At 72.4% G+C, this 18,232-nt stretch carries 17 protein-coding genes and 1 pseudogene; 7 read left to right on the top strand and 11 right to left on the bottom strand.

Annotated elements, in window-relative coordinates; genetic code table 11:
- Window positions 1-86 precede the first annotated feature (86 nt).
- Window positions 87-275: a hypothetical protein gene (locus QSK45_RS26720; RefSeq protein WP_285561245.1), complete on the top strand. Its 189-nt coding sequence runs from the start codon at window positions 87-89 to the stop codon at window positions 273-275.
- A 313-nt stretch (window positions 276-588) separates the two neighbouring features.
- Here QSK45_RS26720 and QSK45_RS26715 read toward each other — a convergent pair whose 3' ends face one another.
- The 4 genes and pseudogenes from QSK45_RS26715 to QSK45_RS26700 all read right to left on the bottom strand — a co-directional run bounded on the left by QSK45_RS26715 (window position 589) and on the right by QSK45_RS26700 (window position 2,653).
- Window positions 589-891: a hypothetical protein gene (locus tag QSK45_RS26715; RefSeq protein WP_285561243.1), complete on the bottom strand. Its 303-nt coding sequence runs from the start codon at window positions 889-891 to the stop codon at window positions 589-591.
- Window positions 888-1,619: a GntR family transcriptional regulator gene (locus QSK45_RS26710; protein WP_285561241.1), complete on the bottom strand. Its 732-nt coding sequence runs from the start codon at window positions 1,617-1,619 to the stop codon at window positions 888-890. The genes QSK45_RS26715 and QSK45_RS26710 overlap by 4 nt, the downstream gene beginning before the upstream one ends.
- An 8-nt stretch (window positions 1,620-1,627) precedes the next feature.
- A pseudogene (locus QSK45_RS26705) lies at window positions 1,628-1,851 on the bottom strand (hypothetical protein).
- A gap of 523 nt (window positions 1,852-2,374) precedes the next feature.
- Entirely contained in the window at window positions 2,375-2,653 is a 279-nt protein-coding gene (locus tag QSK45_RS26700) for a hypothetical protein (protein WP_285561493.1), read from the bottom strand.
- Between the two features lie 78 nt (window positions 2,654-2,731).
- Here QSK45_RS26700 and QSK45_RS26695 point away from each other — a divergent pair, with 78 nt between their 5' ends.
- The 5 genes from QSK45_RS26695 (at window position 2,732) to QSK45_RS26675 (ending at window position 7,140) form a co-directional block, all read left to right on the top strand.
- A complete protein-coding gene (locus tag QSK45_RS26695) occupies window positions 2,732-3,487 on the top strand; it encodes a GntR family transcriptional regulator (RefSeq protein ID WP_285561239.1) in 756 nt (251 codons plus the stop codon).
- Between the two features lie 366 nt (window positions 3,488-3,853).
- Window positions 3,854-4,153, top strand: coding sequence for a hypothetical protein (locus QSK45_RS26690; protein WP_285561237.1), 300 nt, complete (start codon window positions 3,854-3,856; stop codon window positions 4,151-4,153).
- Window positions 4,154-4,357: 204 nt separating this feature from the next.
- Window positions 4,358-6,022 (top strand): energy-dependent translational throttle protein EttA, encoded by a 1,665-nt coding sequence (ettA, locus tag QSK45_RS26685; protein WP_285561236.1) that lies wholly within the window; start codon window positions 4,358-4,360, stop codon window positions 6,020-6,022.
- Between the two features lie 6 nt (window positions 6,023-6,028).
- Entirely contained in the window at window positions 6,029-6,451 is a 423-nt protein-coding gene (locus tag QSK45_RS26680; RefSeq protein WP_285561234.1) for an acyl-CoA thioesterase, read from the top strand.
- A complete protein-coding gene (locus QSK45_RS26675) occupies window positions 6,448-7,140 on the top strand; it encodes a DUF8010 domain-containing protein (protein ID WP_285561232.1) in 693 nt (230 codons plus the stop codon). Before QSK45_RS26680 ends, QSK45_RS26675 begins: the two co-directional genes overlap by 4 nt.
- A gap of 66 nt (window positions 7,141-7,206) precedes the next feature.
- On the opposite strand, the gene QSK45_RS26670 is transcribed toward QSK45_RS26675, so the two are convergent.
- Window positions 7,207-7,611, bottom strand: coding sequence for a globin (locus tag QSK45_RS26670; RefSeq protein WP_285561230.1), 405 nt, complete (start codon window positions 7,609-7,611; stop codon window positions 7,207-7,209).
- Between the two features lie 83 nt (window positions 7,612-7,694).
- Here QSK45_RS26670 and QSK45_RS26665 point away from each other — a divergent pair, with 83 nt between their 5' ends.
- On the top strand, window positions 7,695-8,672 hold the full coding sequence (locus QSK45_RS26665; protein WP_285561228.1) for a methyltransferase domain-containing protein: 978 nt from the start codon (window positions 7,695-7,697) through the stop codon (window positions 8,670-8,672).
- An 18-nt stretch (window positions 8,673-8,690) separates the two neighbouring features.
- On the opposite strand, the gene QSK45_RS26660 is transcribed toward QSK45_RS26665, so the two are convergent.
- The 6 genes from QSK45_RS26660 to QSK45_RS26635 all read right to left on the bottom strand — a co-directional run bounded on the left by QSK45_RS26660 (window position 8,691) and on the right by QSK45_RS26635 (window position 18,224).
- Complete coding sequence (locus QSK45_RS26660) at window positions 8,691-10,508, bottom strand: FHA domain-containing protein (RefSeq protein ID WP_285561226.1); 1,818 nt, start codon at window positions 10,506-10,508, stop codon at window positions 8,691-8,693.
- Window positions 10,509-10,566: 58 nt separating this feature from the next.
- Window positions 10,567-11,904 carry a vWA domain-containing protein gene (locus QSK45_RS26655; RefSeq protein ID WP_285561223.1) on the bottom strand — a complete coding sequence of 446 codons (1,338 nt, stop codon included), beginning with the start codon at window positions 11,902-11,904 and terminating at the stop codon, window positions 10,567-10,569.
- A gap of 79 nt (window positions 11,905-11,983) precedes the next feature.
- Window positions 11,984-13,366: a protein phosphatase 2C domain-containing protein gene (locus QSK45_RS26650; protein WP_285561222.1), complete on the bottom strand. Its 1,383-nt coding sequence runs from the start codon at window positions 13,364-13,366 to the stop codon at window positions 11,984-11,986.
- 3 nt (window positions 13,367-13,369) lie between these two features.
- Window positions 13,370-15,880, bottom strand: coding sequence for a serine/threonine-protein kinase (locus QSK45_RS26645; protein WP_285561220.1), 2,511 nt, complete (start codon window positions 15,878-15,880; stop codon window positions 13,370-13,372).
- Window positions 15,880-17,151: a coiled-coil domain-containing protein gene (locus QSK45_RS26640; protein WP_285561218.1), complete on the bottom strand. Its 1,272-nt coding sequence runs from the start codon at window positions 17,149-17,151 to the stop codon at window positions 15,880-15,882. Before QSK45_RS26640 ends, QSK45_RS26645 begins: the two co-directional genes overlap by 1 nt.
- A gap of 41 nt (window positions 17,152-17,192) precedes the next feature.
- Window positions 17,193-18,224: a glutamate ABC transporter substrate-binding protein gene (locus tag QSK45_RS26635; RefSeq protein ID WP_395482902.1), complete on the bottom strand. Its 1,032-nt coding sequence runs from the start codon at window positions 18,222-18,224 to the stop codon at window positions 17,193-17,195.
- Between the last annotated feature and the right edge of the window lie 8 nt (window positions 18,225-18,232).

Below are 18,232 nucleotides of genomic sequence, written 5' to 3'. Positions count from 1 at the left end.
GAGTACATCTAGATCAGCCACAAGGCCATCGTGCCAGCGAGCGAATATGGAAGCACGGCAGAAACGGTGCCGGGAACCGGGGGACTGTGAGTAGGAGACGCTACGTAGCCCGGGGTGTGCCAGGTGGATACCGGATCTGGGACAACCGAGGACGTCGATGGTGGGGTGATCTCTACGAGTTGTGTCCTGACGATCTTGTGGCCGAGCTCAACGGCCAGGCGGACCACGTACGAATCACCGTGCTGATGAAGCGCTACAGGGCGCAGAAGCGATAGGTGCCGCCGAAGCGGAGATGACGCATGCGCGCACCACAAGCGCACCAGATCGGACGGGGAACAGCGGGGGCCACGGTGAAAGCAGCCAGCCCGACGGGACGGCGTCCCAGCCGTTCACCCAGGTCAGCGGCCGACCCGGCCCCAAAGGGCCGCAGCTTCCTAAGCTGAGGGCTCAGAGCCTCTTCCTCCCCCGTTGCCCAGCGTTCCAGCGGCCGAAGTAAAGCAGCGGGGAGGGGAGCCGGTTGGTGTTCGGGCTCCCCTCCCCGCGTGAGGTGAGGGACATCATGGGTGGGCGCTGTTTGCGGTCACCGTCTCAGGTTTGGTGCGGTTCGCTCACGGCCAGGAGGTGGCCGCGGCTGGTCGCGACGCGGAGTACGTCCCGGAGGGCTCCGGTCAGCTCCTTCGCCAGGAGGCGCAGGTCCTCCGGGTCCGTGTCAGGGTCGTTGAGGGTGTCCGTGGCGTGTTCCAGCAGTTCGGTTGCCGTTCCCAGTTGGATCGCTTCGATGTTGTCCGCCAGGCGGGACATGTAGCCGGTCTTGTCGTCGGTGCTCAGGTAGCAGGGTTTGCCGTCCGAGCCCGACCACGGCAGGAGTCGTAGTTCATTCGGTGCCGTCATTCTTGGGTCTGCCTCTCATCAGTCGGGTGGTGGGTGGTGAAGACGGCGTCGACGTGGTCGCCCGGGAACGCCAGAAGTGCGGCCTCGATGACCCGCCCGGACATGTCGGCTGCGACCCGTGTGATCGCGAGGACCGGCGCCAACGAGCAGAGCCGGAGGGCGGACGCTTCTTCCGGGGTCGGTGGGCGGGCGCAGACCGTCTCCAGGACAGTTGCCTGTGGCGTGCTCAGGACGGCGAAGCGCGTGGCTGTCCCCCACCAAGAGGCGTTGTCGTCCTCGACTCCGGCCGGGGTCAGGTCGGGCGGGATGTAAATACGGGCCAGTCCGCGCGGGGTCCCTCCCTGACGGCTGATGCAGAAGAACTCGGTGAGCGGGCTGCCCGCCGGCACCTTGAGCAAGGTCGTCAGATGTCCGTGTGCCGCGACCGTGGTGGCGCTGACAGTGATGTTCGGGGCCGCTTCTCCGGCGGTCCACGGGTCCAACGTTCCCCAGCCGCCGACGTACACGGTCTTGCGAGGGCGACGGCGGACGAAGTTGCCCTTGCCGTGGATCTTCTCGACCAGGCCCTCGGCCTGGAGGACCGCGAGGGCGTTCCGCAGTGTCACCGTGCTGACCTTGTAGCGGACGGCGAGGCCAGCCTCGGACGGGAGGCGTTCGCCGGGCTTGATGCGGCCGGTTGTGATCTGCTGCCGGAGATCGTCGGCGATCTCGTGATGGCGTGCACGCACGGGCCGGTTCACCGCCTTCTCAGCATGCGAGCGGCGACGAGTCGGGTCGCGCGTGCATGGTCAGCAGTTCGCCGGACTCGAAGAAAAGTTGCTTGGCGCCTTGAGGGAGTTGGAAGAGGTCGGCCACCCGACAGTGCAATCCCCCGAGTTGGATGACGTCGCCTCGTTGCACGGTGGCCGCGGTGACCTCGACGTTGGAGACCAGCGCGCCGCCGAGTGCTCGGCCGCTCACCGCTCCGCCTCCGCCTTCATGGAGCGGGGAGACACCGTGTGGCACGGGCAGGCGCATGTCTCGTACACAAGCGGCAGGTCGATCGGTGCGGAGACCGGCGAGGACTCGACGCAAGCAAGGTGTATGCCGATGCAGCACACGGCCGACTGGTAGGGAATGGTCGACGTCTCGGTGATGTGGGGCCGCTTGGGAGGAAGCATCAGCAACCTCCCGCGAGAGACGACTATGCCTCAGCCGGCATGTGAGAGGTGACCACCACCGCGCGCCGCCGTACTCGTTTCTCCCAGGCCAGCACGTACGGGCGGACGAGCGCGTTTTCCTCCCCCACGAGCGGGAGGCGGTGCTTCGCGGTTTCGGTGGCCCGGCCCAGGACCGCCGTCGGGGCGTCGGCAGGGACGGGCGGGACAAGGGCGGCCAGCGGCCGGGAGGGCGTTAAAGGGCGGCGATGCCTGCCCTTGGCGGTGTACCGCGCTCTGGCGAGCGCGGCAGCGCGGCGGATACGGTTGAGCACGCTGTTCAGCTCCTATCGCTGATGGCTCGGTCCCCCGACATCGCCCGTCGTGGGGACCGTTTTGCGTACGGCCGCCCAGAGGGTGCGGCCGTTCAGGCTGGTGGCGAGGAGTCCGAACCGGTCGGCCTCCGCCACGGCTTCCAAGACCTCTCGCCAGGTCTCGGCCGGGAGTGATTCCGGCACCTCTGCCTCGACCGACCAGGACCGGTCGTGCTCCTCCAGGCGTGTGGGGAGCCCGAGGGCCGACAGCCGGGCAGCGATGGCCGCCGCGCTAACTCCCGAAGCGGGCACAGGGCAGCCTCCGTCACCGGTGATCACTTTCAGTGAAGCTAGTTAACTAGATTAGAGCTAGTGGACTAGATTTTCCATATGCCTGAGCAGCCGCCCTATCTCCGTATCGCCGACGAACTCCGGCGGCGGATCGCGGAGCACGTGTGGGAGCCCGGAGACCGCCTGCCGTCCCGCGCCCAGATCGGCCAGGAGTGCGAGGTCGGCGAGAACGTCGTCCGCCGGGCTCAGGAGCTGCTGATCTCCCAGGGTGTGCTGGAGGGGCGCGCCGGTTCCGGCACCTATGTCGCCGAGCCGCGGCAGCGGGTGCGCATGGTCCGCTCGTCCGCGCGGGAGCGGCCCGACGGATCGCCGTTCCGGGCAGACATGAAGGCCGTGGGCAGGCAAGGAGATTGGGAGAGTCGTACCGACGCCAAGGTGCCGGCTCCCGCGGACATCGCTGCACGCCTCGGTATCGCCGAAGGTGATCTCTGCGTCCGGACGACGTACGAGTTCCTGGGCGACGGCAGGCCGGTGCAGTTGTCCACGAGCTGGGAGCCGTACGACCTCACCGCCGGCACCCTCGTCGTCCTACCCGAGGGAGGGCCGCACGCCGGGGAAGGTGTCGTGAACCGCATGGCCGCGATCGGGATCACCGTCAGCCACGCCGTCGAGCAGCCCGAACCCAGGCAGGCGACCGCCGAGGAAGCGTCGATACTCGGCATCCAGAAGGCCGCACTCGTCACGCACATCCGGCGGACGTACTACAGCGACCAAGGGCGGCCCGTGGAGACCGCGGACATCGTCGTGCCCGCCGCACACTGCGAGATCGTCTACGAGATCCCGATCAGCCGATAGCCCCGTTGGGATTGCCGTATGGCCGAGGACGCTCCCGCTTGCCCCGAGTGCGGCCAACCCCTGAAGCGGGGCGGTTTCGTACTCGCCCGAGGCGACGACGGTCAGCGGGCCTGCCGCTCGCTGTGGCAGTGCGCCGATCGGCACACCTGGTGGAGGCAGGTAGAGCGGCCGGAAGAGCCGCTACAGGTCTGCCCGGCCCCGGAGCTGTTTCGGTGACATCCGAAGCTGGTTAGCGGGGCGCGGCGGCGTTGCGGCGGCATCCATGGGTGAGCGTCAGGCCGCCGATGACGGCGCCAGGGGCCGCGATGGCTCGCACTTCCGGGGCGGAGGCCAAGGAGGGTTGGTCCTGGCGGCCATGATCTCTCTATGGACGAATACGCGTGGCCCGCGGGCCCGGAGGTGCCGGAGCCCGAGGTGGTTCGGCGGAGCTGGGCGGAGACCGTCGTCGCTCTGCCTGTCGGGACTCATGTCGGTGGTGAGGTCATCGGGCGCCAGCGCTTCGGAGTCTTCATCCGTGTAGAGGGCATCCCGAACGCCGTGGCCCTCGCCGAGATCACGGCCATGCCGCGAGGGATGGAGCTGCCCCCGTTGGGTGCCCATGTGGAAGGCACGGTGATTGACCATGCCCACCACAACCACCAGGTGAAGATCCGGTTGCCTGAGTGATCATTCCCGGGCCGTCTCTGGGCCGTGCGAGGGCGCCCAAGGGCACTCGATGGCGACCGACAGCGACAGACGCGCCACGGCCGCCATCGGTGAAACTCCAGGTCACAGCCCCCCAACCCAACGGGTTTCCGCGCAGGGGTGGCGATACGGCAAGATGGGGTGTATCTGCCCACTGCCAGATTTCAAGCTGCCGGACGGTTTCTCTTGGCTGAGTTCATTTACACCATGCGCAAGGCGCGCAAAGCGCACGGCGACAAGGTGATCCTCGACGACGTCACCCTGAACTTCCTGCCGGGTGCCAAGATCGGCGTCGTCGGTCCGAACGGTGCCGGTAAGTCGACCGTGCTGAAGATCATGGCGGGGCTGGAGCAGCCGTCCAACGGTGACGCGTTCCTGTCACCCGGCTACACCGTCGGCATCCTGTTGCAGGAGCCCCCGCTCGACGAGGACAAGACGGTCCTGGAGAACGTCCAGGACGGCGTCGCCGAGATCAAGGGCAAGCTCGACCGGTTCAACGAGATCGCCGAGCAGATGGCGACCGACTACTCGGACGCGCTGCTCGACGAGATGGGCAAGCTCCAGGAGGAGCTGGACCACGCCAACGCCTGGGACCTCGACGCCCAGCTGGAGCAGGCCATGGACGCGCTCGGGTGCCCCCCGGGCGACTGGCCGGTGGTCAACCTCTCCGGTGGTGAGAAGCGCCGCGTCGCGCTCTGCAAGCTGCTCCTGGAGCAGCCCGACCTGCTGCTCCTCGACGAGCCCACCAACCACCTCGACGCCGAGTCGGTGAACTGGCTGGAGCAGCACCTGGCCAAGTACCCGGGCACCGTCGTGGCCGTCACCCACGACCGGTACTTCCTGGACAACGTCGCCGGCTGGATCTGCGAGGTGGACCGCGGTCGCCTGCACGGCTACGAGGGCAACTACTCCAAGTACCTGGAGACCAAGGCCGCCCGCCTCAAGGTCGAGGGCCAGAAGGACGCCAAGCGGCAGAAGCGCCTCAAGGAGGAGCTGGAGTGGGTCCGCTCCAACGCCAAGGGGCGCCAGGCCAAGTCGAAGGCCCGCCTCGCCCGGTACGAGGAGATGGCCGCCGAGGCGGACAAGATGCGGAAGCTGGACTTCGAGGAGATCCAGATCCCGCCGGGCCCGCGCCTGGGCAGCGTCGTGGTCGAGGTCGACAAGCTCAACAAGGCCTTCGGTGAGAAGGTCCTGGTGGACGACCTCTCCTTCACGCTGCCGCGTAACGGCATCGTCGGCGTCATCGGCCCGAACGGCGCCGGCAAGACCACGCTCTTCAAGATGATCCAGGGTCTGGAGACCCCCGACTCCGGCACCATCAAGGTCGGCGAGACCGTCAAGGTCTCCTACGTCGACCAGGGCCGCGCCAACATCGACCCGAAGAAGACCTTGTGGGAGGTCGTCTCCGACGGTCTGGACTACATCAACGTCGGCCAGGTCGAGATGCCCAGCCGCGCCTATGTGTCCGCCTTCGGCTTCAAGGGCCCGGACCAGCAGAAGCCGGCCGGCGTGCTGTCCGGCGGTGAGCGCAACCGCCTCAACCTCGCGCTCACCCTCAAGCAGGGCGGCAACCTGCTGCTCCTCGACGAGCCCACCAACGACCTCGACGTCGAGACCCTCTCCAGCCTGGAGAACGCCCTGCTGGAGTTCCCCGGCTGCGCCGTCGTCGTCTCCCACGACCGCTGGTTCCTCGACCGCGTCGCCACCCACATCCTCGCTTACGAGGGTGACTCCAAGTGGTTCTGGTTCGAGGGCAACTTCGAGTCGTACGAGAAGAACAAGGTCGAGCGCCTCGGCGCGGACGCCGCGCGGCCGCACCGGGCGACGTACAAGAAGCTGACCCGGGGCTGATCGGTCTTGCGCCACACCTACCCGTGCCCGCTGCGCTGGTCCGACATGGACGCCTACGGCCATGTCAACAACGTGGTGTTCATGCGCTACCTGGAAGAGGCCCGGATCAACTTCCTGTTCCGTCCGGACAAGGAGTTCCAGCAGGGTTCCGTGGTGGCGCGCCATGAGATCGACTACAAGCGGCAGCTCGTCCACCGGCACCATCCGGTGGACATCGAGCTGTGGATCACCGAGATCCGGGCCGCGTCCTTCACCATCGCCTACGAGGTGAAGGACGAGGACGTGGTGTACGTGCGGGCCTCGACGGTCGTCGTACCGTTCGACTTCGAGGCCCAGCGGCCGCGCCGGATCACCGCGGAGGAGCGCGAGTTCCTCCAGCAGTACATGGAGAAGGCCGGGGCCGAAGAGGGCGAGGCCGTCGCCGCATGACGGTGCTGCACCTCGCGGACGAGACGGAGGCGGCGGACCTCGCCGCCTTCCTCTCCCGGCTGCTCCACTACGACCGCGGTGCCGCGGTCCGTCTCCAGGCGGCCGGCACCGCGCTCGCCGTCTTCGGGCGGCCGCCGTCCTTCGAGGTGCTCGCGGTACGCGCGGTACGGCTCGCCAAGCCCTACGAGAACGGTCTCGACGTCACCCTCGACGTCACCGTCTCCGCGGGCGAGTTGCTGGAGTCCGTGGCCGAGCGGGCGGCCACCGCGGCCGTGCCGGGCGCGGTCACCGGGCCGCCCTGGGCCGGTGTGCTGCCGCCGCGCGGCGGCTGGCGGGCCGAGCCGGGGCTGCCGGCGCCGGACGCGCTGCGGGCGACCGTGGCCGCGGCGGTCGGTGAGTTCCGGGCCCGCACCGAGGGGTTGGCGCCCGAGCGGCGCACCCGTGCGGAGCTGGACCGGATCGGGCGGGACATCTGGTCCCGCGAGATCGGGCGCACCGGGCTGCCCGTGCGCGCCGTGCACGCGGCGCACTCCCTCGGCTTCCTGCGCCCGGGGACGGGGGCGGCCGACACCGGGCTGCTGTCCTCGGGGGCGTGGCTGCGGCTGCGTACGCCGTACGGATCGGTCGCGGTACGCCGGGTCGGGGCCCCCGGATCGCTCGGCTCGCTGGGCGTCAGCGTGAGCGGCTGAGCCACCGGCTCCCACCGGGACCGGATCCCGGCGACGTCGGCCGGAATCCGATCCCCGAGCGCGGCGTCAGTCCGCCGTGTTGATCATCGAGGCGGCGGCGTACGTCAGGTAGTTCCACAGCGTCCGCTCGTGCTCCTCGGACAGCCCCAGCTCGTCCACGGCCGTGCGCATGTGCCGCAGCCAGGCGTCGTGCGCCGCCCGGTCCACCGTGAACGGGGCGTGCCGCATCCGCAGCCGGGGATGGCCCCGGCGCTCGCTGTAGGTGGTCGGGCCGCCCCAGTACTGCATCAGGAACAGGGCGAGGCGCTCCTCGGCCGGGCCCAGGTCCTCCTCCGGGTACATCGCCCGCAGCTCCGGGTCCTCGGCGACCCCCTCGTAGAAACGGTGGACGAGCCGGCGGAAGGTGTCCTCCCCGCCGACCTGCTCGTAGAAGGTCTGCTCCTGAAGCGTGCCGCGCCGAATCTCATTCACCCGTCCATGGTCTCAGACGGGACGGCCGAGGACTCAAGCCTTAGGACCACGGGGTTCGGGGCTCGGGTGCCTACCGTGGTCGTATGGTCGCCTACGACGCACGGACCGAGGAACTCGCCGCCGCCGCGCGGGCCGAACTGGTGCGGGAGATCGCGGCGGAGGGCGCCTTCGCTGCGGACCCGAGGTGGCGGGAGGCGTTCGCCGAGGTGCCCCGGCACCTGTTCGTGCCGTACTACTTCGTCGCCGGGCCGCGCGGCTACGAGCGGCGCTGGGGCGAGAGCCCCGATCCCCGGGCCCGTGAGCGCTGGGTGCGCGGCGCCTACGCGGACGAGCCGCTGGCCACCCGGCTGCGCGACGGCGAACTGCTGTCCTCCAGCAGCCAGCCCTCCCTGATGGCGCGGATGCTGGCCGCGCTGCGCGTTGAGGACGGCGACCGGGTCCTGGAGGTGGGCGCGGGCACGGGGTACAACGCGGCCCTGCTCGCCCATCGGCTCGGCGACGACGACCTCGTCACCACGGTGGATCTGGAGCCGGAGATCACCGAGTCGGCGCGTCTGCACCTGGCCGCGGCGGGCCGTCGTCCGGTGGTCGTCACGGGCGACGGGGCGCGCGGGGTGCCCGAACGCGCCCCCTTCGACCGGATCATCGCGACCTGCGCGCTGTCCACGGTGCCGCGCGCCTGGCTCGCCCAGTGCCGCCCCGGCGCCCGCATCCTGATCCCGCTGGCCACCGGGCTCCTCGCGCTCACGGTGCGGGACGCCGAGCACGCCGAGGGCCGCTTCCTGCACACGGCCGCCTACTTCGTGCCGTTGCGCGGGCAGGGCCGGGCCGAGCCGGAGGGCGTCTCCTTCGCCGGGCTGCCGCGCCGGGCCCGTGAGCAGGACACCTTCCGCTTCCTGCTGGAACTGACCCGGGGCGGCCTCGATCCGCGGGAGGCGTACGCGCTGTGGGAACGCGAGGAGGAGCCGGAGCGTGAACGGTACGGTGTCACGCTCGCCGGCGCGCAGGGCCGGGCCTGGCTGGACGACCCGGAGGGGCCGCACGCCTGGCCCCTCCCGTGACCGTCCCGCGCCCGGTGCTCAGCCCCGGCGGACGGTGATCGTCGTCCAGGCGCCCACGTGCACCCGGTCGCCGTCCTGGAGCGGTACCGGCACGAACGGCTGGATCGGCTCCTCGGACATGTTGACCGTGGTGCCGTTGGTCGAGTTCTGGTCGACCACCGCCCAGCCGCCGTCCGGCTGCTGCACCAGCATCGCGTGCTGGTGCGAGACGCCCGGGTCCTCCGGCGGCACCGCCAGGTCGATGTCCGGGGTGTCGCCGGTGGAGTGCCGGCGGCGGCCGATCGTCACCTGGTCGCCGGTGAGGGCGCGCTGCTGCTCGGGGGAGTACGCGGGCAGGTTCAGGCCCGTGGCCTCGGGGCCCGAGCGCTGCATCATCGCCATGAAGTACTCGCGGTCGGGGCCGATGGTCACGGTCCACGTGGACTGTCCGGGCGCGTCCGGGAAGCCGGGACCCGCGGGGGCCTTCTGGAAGCCGGGTCCCGAGGGGGCCTGGGTGCCACCGGGCTGGGGGTAGCCGTAACCGCCGCCCTGCCCCGGGCCCGAGGGGTGCGCGGACGACGGCGGGGAGATCACCCAGTCGTCGTCACCGCCGCCGAAGGAGGGGCCACCGGAGGCGGGACCGCCGGGCGGGCCGCCGACCGGGGGCCGGCCGGTCTCCTGCGGGAAGGCGGGGGGCGCGGGCGGGCCACCGGCCCCCGGGAACGCCTGCGGGGCGCCACCGGGACCACCGGGACCGGCAGGGCCGCCCGGACCGCCGGGAGCGGCGGGCGGGGTCGGGCCGGGCGGCGGCGGGACGGGGCGGGAGGGGTCGCCACCGAAGGGGTTCTGGCCGGGAGCGCTGCCGAAGGGCGAGGGGCCGCCGGGGCCGCCGGCCGGACCGCCGGGGGCCGCGCCGGGGCCCCGGTCGCCGCCGAAGGGGGGCTGCGGGGTCTGGGGGTTGCCGGGCTGGGGGTAGCCGTAGCCGCCGCCCTGGCCGCCGGGACCCTGGCCGGGGCCGGACGGGCCACCGGCCGGACCGCCGGGGCCCTGACCCTGGCCGGGAGCGTTGCCGAAGGGGGAGGGACGGCCGCCGGGGCCCCGGTCGCCCCCGAAGGCGGGCGGCGGGGTCTGGGGGTTGCCGGGCTGCGGGTAGCCGTAGCCGCCGCCCTGACCGGGACCCGGAGGGCCGCCGGCCGGACCGCCGGGGGCCGCGCCGGGGCCCCGGTCGCCGCCGAAGGGGGGCGGCGGGGTCTGCGGGTTGCCGGGCTGGGGGTAGCCGTAGCCGCCGCCCTGGCCGCCGGGACCCTGGCCGGGGCCGGACGGCGCGCCGGGCGCGCCCTGTCCCGGGACCCGCCCGAAGGCGGGCGGGGCCGGCGGGCCGGGCGAGGTCGGCGGGCTCGGCGGTGTGCGGTCGAACGGGGTCGGCCCGGACGGCTCGCCGCCGAACGGCGGGATCGGCTCGGCCGGGCGGTTCACCTGCGAGGGACGCGAGCCCTGGTACTCGAACCCGCCGTCACCGCCGCCGAACGGCGCGTTCGGCGACTGGAAGCGGGGCCCCGAGGAGCGCGGGGCCGCCGGGGTGTACGAGGTCGCGGTGTTGGTCAGGAAGTTCCACCGGCACTCCTCGCAGAAGGGCGCGCCGCCCTCGCGGGGCGTGCGGCACTGCGGGCACAGCTCGGCCTCCGCGGCGCCGGCCGGCGGGCGGGCGCCGCCCTGGGCCCCCTGCGGGGGCGGGAAGCCGTAGCCGCCGGGCGGCGGGGGAGGCGGGGGCGGAGGTACGGCACCGGCCATGCGGTGACCGCAGACCTCGCACCAGTCGTCGGAACCCGACTGGTGTCCGTTCGGGCAGGTCGGCATGTCGGTGCTTCCCCTTCTTCCTAAGGGTCCGGCCGGATGGCCCGGGTCGCTTGCAGGGTCACTTCTTTACACGAACAGTCTTGGTGGACCGGGTCTCCAGAGTCATCTCGTCGGCCTCCGCGACCCTCGTCTTCAACCGCACAGTACCTGTCGCGGCGTCGACCACGTCCACCACCTTCGAAAGCAGTTTCGCAGTATCCGCGTTCCCGGAGGCACTCGCCAGCTGAACGGCCCGTCCCAGTTTGGCAGTTGCTCCGTCGAAATCGCCCACTTTGCGCAGATCGAGGCCCTGCTTGATGGCTTGTGCCAGTTCGGCCTGGCCGGTGTAGTGGGCGACCTGGGGGCTGATCGCGGTGGACGCCGTCATGTCGTCGGTCCATACGGCCCGTACGAGGCCCTGCGCTCCCAGACCCTGTGCCGTGCCGTCCGCCTGTGGGACCACCAGCGACACCCGCGCGGCCAGCATCTCGCGGCCCAGACCGGCCGGCGGTACCTCCACGCACAGGTGGTAGTCGCGGGACTCGTCGCCCCAGGAGCCGGTGGGATAGTCCCCGGCGCGCGGACCCGCCTCGGTGCGGCGGGCGGTCAAGTCCTCGACGGCGGGGGCGACTTGCTTGACGAAGCGGATGTCGGTGCCGACCGGCGTCCACACCCGCAGGGCGACGTCGGCGACCTCCTTGCCCATCGCCGCCTCCATCATCCGGGTGAAGTCGGCGGCGAGGCCCGAGGGGTCGGCCACGATGTCGGCGGTGCCGAGGAGCGCGGAGGCGATCCCTGTGACTTCTTTCACTTCCCAGTCGGTGCCCACGCCCCGCGCGTCACAGGTGAACCGGCCGGCGCAGGCGTCGAGGGCGGCGCGCAGGTCCTGCGGCGACTCGTGCTCGTTGCGCCCGTCGGTGAGCAGGATGCCGTGACGCAGGGTGACGTCCGCCGAGGACAGCAGCCGGTCGGCGAGGCGCAGCCAGGCGCCGATGGCCGTACCGCCGCCCGCGGTGAGTCGCCGTAGCGCCTGCTTGGCCTCTTCCCGGGTGGCCGGGCCGGCGACGGCGAGGTGGCCGCCACCGGGATAGACCTCGGTGGCCACATGGGTGCCGCCGATCACCGCGAAGTGGGTGCCGTCACGCAGGGTGTCGACGGCGGCGGCCGTGGCCTCCCGGGCGTTGCGCATCTTGGTCGGCGGGTAGTCCATGGAGCCCGAGCAGTCGACCATGAGCGCCACGGCGGCGGACGGCCGCCCGCCGGAGGCGACCGCGCCCAGGCCCCCGCCCAGCGTGCCGCCGCCCGTCGCCGTCACCGTGACGATGGCGTTGACCTCGCGGCCGCCCTCGGGCAGGTACTCGTTCTGGTACACGTCCACCGAGAACCGTGGCACGCTCGGTTTCGCGAAATTGGCCATACGAACTCAAATCCCCCTCCACCACCGTGCCTACGCGCGGCGGTGCCGTGTACGGGCCGGTCCCCTCCGGCCCGTGGCCTCAGGCCGATCCTGCCCCCTGCGACGGTGCCGGGAACGGCAGGACCGCCACTGTTACGTTGTCGTGGCCCCCGCCGTCCAGGGCGTGGCCGACCAGGACGCGGGCGCTGTGCAGCGGCCGGACGGCGGCGTCCGCCGGGATCGTCTCGGCCATCTCCCGGGCCGTCTCGGCGTAGTTCCACAGCCCGTCGGTGCACACCACCACGACGCCGGGCCGGTCCGGTTTGAACGAGGCGGTGTGCGGGTCCAGTTCGTAGGCGTCCGCGCCGAGCCAGCCGGTGATCGCGTGGGCGCGCTCGTCGGCGTACGCCTCGGCCTCGTTCATCAGTCCGGCGGCGACCATCTGCGCGGCCCAGGAGTCGTCCTCGGTGAGCCGGGCGGGCGGCGCGGTGCGGTCGTCCGGCACCCAGTAGGCGCGGCTGTCGCCGACCCAGCCGACCACCAGGAGCCCGGCGGCGACCACGGAGGAGACGATGGTGCAGGCCGGCGCGTTCTGGTGCGGGTCGTGCTCGCGGGCCGCGTCCGGCTCCCCGGCCAGCGCGTTGACGGCCTGGGCGGCGGCGACGATCGCCTCGTGCATGGCCGCCTGCGGATGGGTGCCGCGCGGCAGGGCGGCGAGCAGGCTGTCACCGGCCGCGCGCGCGGCGGCGGCGGAGGCCTCGTCGGGGCGGGTCGCCGAGGAGACGCCGTCGCAGACGACGGCGAGCGTGGCGGGGCTGCCGTCGGGCAGCGCGGTGTGGCCGAGGGCGAAGGAGTCCTCGTTGCGGTGGTGGCGCAGCCCGCGGTCGCTGACGGCGGCCACCGGGCCGGACTCCCGCTCCATGTGGTCGCGTTCGCGGGGCTGGGCGTGCCCGCAGTTCTCGCAGTAGCCGTCGCTGTCCACGCGGCCGGCGCGGCAGGCGACACAGGTGGTGGCGGGCTGCGCGTGCTCCTCGGCCCGCTCGGGAACGGGGGTCTCGCCCGCCGCGCGGGGATCGGGAGCCTGCAAGGGGTACTCCTCGGGTTCCGCCGGCCGGTCGAAGCGTACGCCGGACGAGGGCGGTTCGGCGGGCGGCCGCGGTACGCCGGGGTGCAGCGGGTGGCCGCCCGAGTCGGTGCCGGGCAGGTCGGTCGGCAGGTGGGTCTTGGGCGAGGTGGAGCCGGAACCAGATGGCTCGGGGGCGGGCCAGTCGACGCCGTCCCCGGACCCGGGCTCCGGGGAACCGGCGTCCAAGCCGCCCGGCGCCGGTGGCCCGGTCATCGTCAGCGTCGGGTGGTCCTGGGGCGGGGCGGGCACCACCGAGAGGTCGTGACCGCACGCACCACAGAAGAGGTCGTCCGGCTCGACGGGTTCCGCGCAGCTCGGGCACGTGGCCGGTGCGGCCTGCTGGGGCATCTGCGACATCAACTACACCCACGTCCGGGGGCGGTAACGGTTGGCCCGTTCCACCAGTTCGATCCTCTCCTCGCCGCCGGGCGCCAGCCGGGCCAGCGTGCGGTAGGCGCGCTCCAGGCCGAAGCGCAGGCCCCGCTCGTCCAGCCCGCTGCCCAGCAGCACCCGTCCGGCGGCGACCGGCCGGGCTGTGTCCTGGCCCCCGGAGAGTATCCAGTCCAGCGCGCAACCGAGCACTTCCGCCGACAGTACCTCGCGCCGCGCCGGGTCGAGCCCGTACGCGTCGAGCGCCTCGACCTGCCCGGCGGCGGCGGTCAGGTCGTCCAGGAACGGTACGTCACCCGCGCCCGCGGTGCGCTGTCTGAGCCGGGCCCGGACGGCGGCGACCCGGGCGGCCGTGTAGTGGATGGACGACTCCGGCACCGACTCCAGCGCGCGCACCGCGCCCTGCCGGTCGCCCGCGGCGAGCCGGACCCGGGCGAGCCCGAAGGCGGCGCTCACATAGCTGGGGTCGGTCGCCCACACCAGGTGGTAGTAATCGGCCGCGTTGTCCAACTGGCCCAGTACCTCGGCGCACAGGGCGAGCGCCAGCTTGGGCGCGGCCTCGCCGGGGAAGGCGTCGTAGACCGCGTCGAAGGCGAGCGCGGCGCCCGCGAAGTCGCCGGTGACCAGGGCGGCCACGCCCCGGTACCACACCACCCGCCAGTCCTCGGGCCGCTCCTCGTCCAGCGAGGCGAGCCCGGTCGAGGCGCCGTAGTGGTCCCCGGTCTCCAGCCGCGCCCGCACTTGCCTCAGGCGCGTCTCCACACTCTGCACGGGTGCCGCCGCCAGCGCCCCGATCAGCTCCCCGGGCGCGGACGCCACCAGCCCCGCGAGGAACCCGGCGTTGGGGTCGCCCGCGTCGACCAGGGGCACGGGCAGCGCGAGGGCGGCGGCGGGGAGGTCGAGCGGCCTGACGAGGGCGGGGGCGAGAGGAGCCGGTACCACGGGGTCCGGCGCGGGTGCGCGCTTCCTCCGCGCCGCGACCTCCCGCGCCCCCCACCGCGACACACCCTCCGCCAGCCGGGGGAACAACTCCGTGTCCGTGACCCGCACCTCGGGTCCGAACAGCGTCGAAAGGGCCGGCCGCGCCTCCCCCGTCTGGAGCGCCACGACCTCCCGCAGCACGCCCGTCAGCTGTTCGGCCATCTCCTGGGCGGAGCCGAAGCGGCGGGCGGGGTCGGGGTCGGTGGCGCGGACCAGGAAGCGGTAGAAGGACTCGTAGCGCCGGAGGACCTCGATGCTCTCGGGATCGGGCAGCGAGTCGGTGTAGACGTTCGTGTAGCCCTGGAAGTCGAAGGTGAGCACGGCGAGGGTGCGGCCCACGGTGTACAGGTCGCTCGCCACCGAGGGGCCGATCTCGGCGACCTCGGGCGCCTGGTAGCCCACCGTGCCGTAGATCGCGGACTCGTCGTCGTCCATGCGGCGCACCGCGCCCATGTCGATCAGCTTGAGCTGGTCCTCGGTCTGGATGGCGTTGTCGACCTTGAAGTCGCAGTACAGCAGGTTGCGGCTGTGCAGGTGGCCGAGCGCCTCCAGCGCCTCGATGCCGTACGCGCACGCCTGCTCCACGGGCAGCGGATCGCGTCTGCCCTCCGGTGTGCGGCGGCCGTTGGCGATCTCCTTGAGGGACTTGCCGCCGACGTACTCCATGACGATGTAGCCGTCGAGGGAGCCGGTGCGCTGGTCCAGGTGCTCCACGAAGTTGTAGATCCGCACGATGTTGGCGTGCTCGATCTCCGCGAGGAAGCGCCGCTCGGAGATCGCGGCGGCCATGGCGTCCTGGTCGCCGGTGTCCAGCAGGCCCTTGAGCACCACCCAGCGGTCGGAGACGGCCCGGTCCACGGCGAGGTAGACCCAGCCCAGGCCGCCGTGCGCGAGGCAGCCGGCGACCTCGTACTGGCCGTGCACGATGTCCCCGGCCTTCAGCTTGGGCACGAAGGAGTACGGGTGGCCGCACTTGGTGCAGAACCCCTCGGTGCGGCCCGGCCGTTCGCCCCGGGCCCGGCCGACCGGGGCACCGCAGTCCGAGCGGGAGCAGAACCGTTTGCGTTCGGGTACCTCGGGGTTCTCCAGGACCATCGTGTTCGGGTCGGGCCGCGGCACCTGCGGCACGTGCACCAGCCCCGCGCCCAGCCGTCCGCGCCCCGAGGACCCGGACGCGGAGCCGGAGCTGCGCACCGACACCGAGCGCGCGGTGGACCCGCCCGACAGCGAACGCGACAACCGCCCCGACACCGAGCGCCGCGACCTGGACGACTGCGAGGAGGTACGCGCGCTGCGGGCGCTGCCGGAGCCGCGGCTGTCCGCCGCGCCCCGGGTGAGCCCGGTGGGCGGCGAGCCGACCATCCCTCCCCCGGAGGGGGGTCCCCCGGCCGACACCACCGGCGCGAGGCCGCAGGTGTCGCAGTACAGCTCGCCGCCGCCGACGTCCTCGTACGCCCCCTCGCAGCCCGGCCGCTGACAGGCCCGCCCGGCCCCGCTCATCACTGGTCCCCCTTACGGTCCTCGGGCGCCGCGCCCAGCAGTTCGGCCGCCGCCCGCTGGTAGCGCAGCACCGCCTGCTCGGCCACCCGCAGATCGCAGGGCGCGCTCCACAGCATCCGCCGGGCCGCGTCGTACCGCTCCACCAGGAACGGGTCCTCGGCCAGGCCGTGCCGGGCGACCTTCGCCTTGTAGGCGTCGAGCCTGCCGCGCAGTTCGGCGCGGACCGCGAGCGGCGCGGTGACGGCGGTCAGCTGCTCGCGGGCGCGCAGCAGTTCGTCCTCCGCCTTCTGCTCCAGCGACTCCAGCAGCGGGGACAGCCGGTGCCACTGGGCGCCCCGCCGGTACTCGGCCGCGGTCGCCAGCTGCTCCTGGAGCACGGTCGGCGGGCCGCTGACCACGGGCACCTCGGTGGCGGCGATCTTCGCCAGCACCTCGCCGCGCGCGGTGCGGGCCTCGGCGAGGGTGCGGTCGGCGCGCGAGAGGACGTCCCGGAGGCGGATCAGCCGGGCCTCGGCGTCCTGGCGCACGGTGAGCACCGCTTCGATCTCCCGCCGCACGTCCTCCAGGGCGCGCGCCTCACGGTCGTACACCGTCGTGTCCGGACGGCCGCCGCCGGGCGCGGAGCTGCCCTTGGCCGGCACCCAGAAGGCGAGCGGGTCACGGATCACGTCCTCGCGCAGCCGGGTCAGGGTGCGGGTGATCCGTTCCAGGTCGTCCCCGGCCGGGTGTTCGCCGGGGCGCACGCCGACGGAGTGCGCGAGCTGCCGGGTGCGCTGGAGTTCGGCGGACAGGAGGTCGATCCGCGCGGGCAGCGCCGACCAGACCGCGTCGGCGGCGACGACCAGGTCCAGGCTGGTCGCGTACAGCTCGTTCATCCGGTCGACCAGCTCGGCCAGCGAGAGGCTCTCGCTCAGCACGCCGCTGCCGGCGTCCGCGATCGCGACGGAGGTGCCCCGCAGCAGTTCGGTCAGCTCGGCCAGGTCCTCGCGGCTGGACCAGCGGCGCCGGGCGCGGATGTCTCGGGCGCCGCGCAGCGTGGCCGTGTAGGCGTCGAAGTACGACCACAGCAGGGTGATCCGCGCCTCCGTGGCCTGCCAGCGCTCCTGGGTGACGCCGGTCAGCTCGGCGCCCTCCAGGAGTCTGCGGCCCGCGTGGTCCTGCAAGGCCAGCAGCGAGGTCTCGATCGCCTCGTGCTCCTGGCCGAGCCGCGCCAGCGCACGGTCCACCTCGTCCCGGTCCATCACCGGCCCGGCGGGGTCCGTGACGCCCATCGATCACCTCTCGCTTGCTGTGTGTTCCGGTCGGCTGTGCATCAACTGGTGCGCAGGTACTGCGGTGCGGGCGGCTTGGACGCCGAGGAGTCCTTGCCCAGTGTGGCCGACAGCCATGTGTCGTACGACGCCTGCCAGCCGCTCGCGCGGTAGGCGACCAGGACCCGGTTGACCCGGCGTACCAGATCGGAGGCGTCCTTCCGCATCGCCACTCCGTAGTACTCGGTCGTGAACGGCGCTCCCTTGAGTTCCACCGTGGGATCCTGCGCGGCCTGGCTCGCGGCGAGGGCGCCGTCGGTGACCACCGCGTCGACCTCGCCGAGCTGGAGCCGCACCAGGCAGTCGAGCTGGCTGGGCACGGTGGTGGAGATGTCGGTGGAGGCGGGCAGGGTCCCGGCCTTCCTGTCCGCGTCCAGCTTCGCGTACGCCGTCGAACCGGCCGCCGTGCACACCTTCTTGTGCGCCAGCGTGCCGTTGTACCCGGTGATCGGGGACGCCTTGGGCGCGAGCACCTGCTGCCCGGTCTTGAAGTACGGCGCCGAGAAGGCCACTTGCCCGAGCCGCTCGCAGGTGATCGTCATCGTCCGTACGACCATGTCGACGCGGCCGTCCTGGATCGCCGAGATGCGCTGGCTGGTCGGTATCGCCTTGAACTGGACCGCGTCCGGGTCGCCGAGGATGTCCTGGGCGATGCGGTGGACCAGGTCGATGTCGAAGCCCTCCAGCTGGGCGCCCTCGGTGTTGGGGTTGCGGTAGCCCCAGCGGTAGCTGTTCTGGTCGACGCCGACGACCAGCTTGCGCCGGACGCCCTGGCGGGCCTTGATGGCGTCGATGGTCGGGCCGTCCGCGCCGGACGGGGCGAGGGTCTGCTTCTGCGCCTCGGAGTCCTGGCAGGCGTCGGCGCGCACCTGGCTGCCCTCGGCGAGCTGCTGCCCGGCCCGGTCGGGCGCGGGCCGGTGGTGCGGGGTCTGGGTGCACGGCAGCAGCAGGACGAACGCCAGCGCCAGGGCGCACAGGACCGCCATCGTGCCGACACCGCCCCAGCCGCGCAGCCGGCTCACGCCCATCGCCATGCCCCTTC

Source organism: Streptomyces hygroscopicus subsp. hygroscopicus, from assembly GCF_030269125.1.
GTDB classification, from domain to species: domain Bacteria; phylum Actinomycetota; class Actinomycetes; order Streptomycetales; family Streptomycetaceae; genus Streptomyces; species Streptomyces hygroscopicus_C.
The sequence above is the reverse complement of the archived record's forward strand: the minus strand, read 5'-3'. Positions and strand labels throughout refer to the sequence as shown.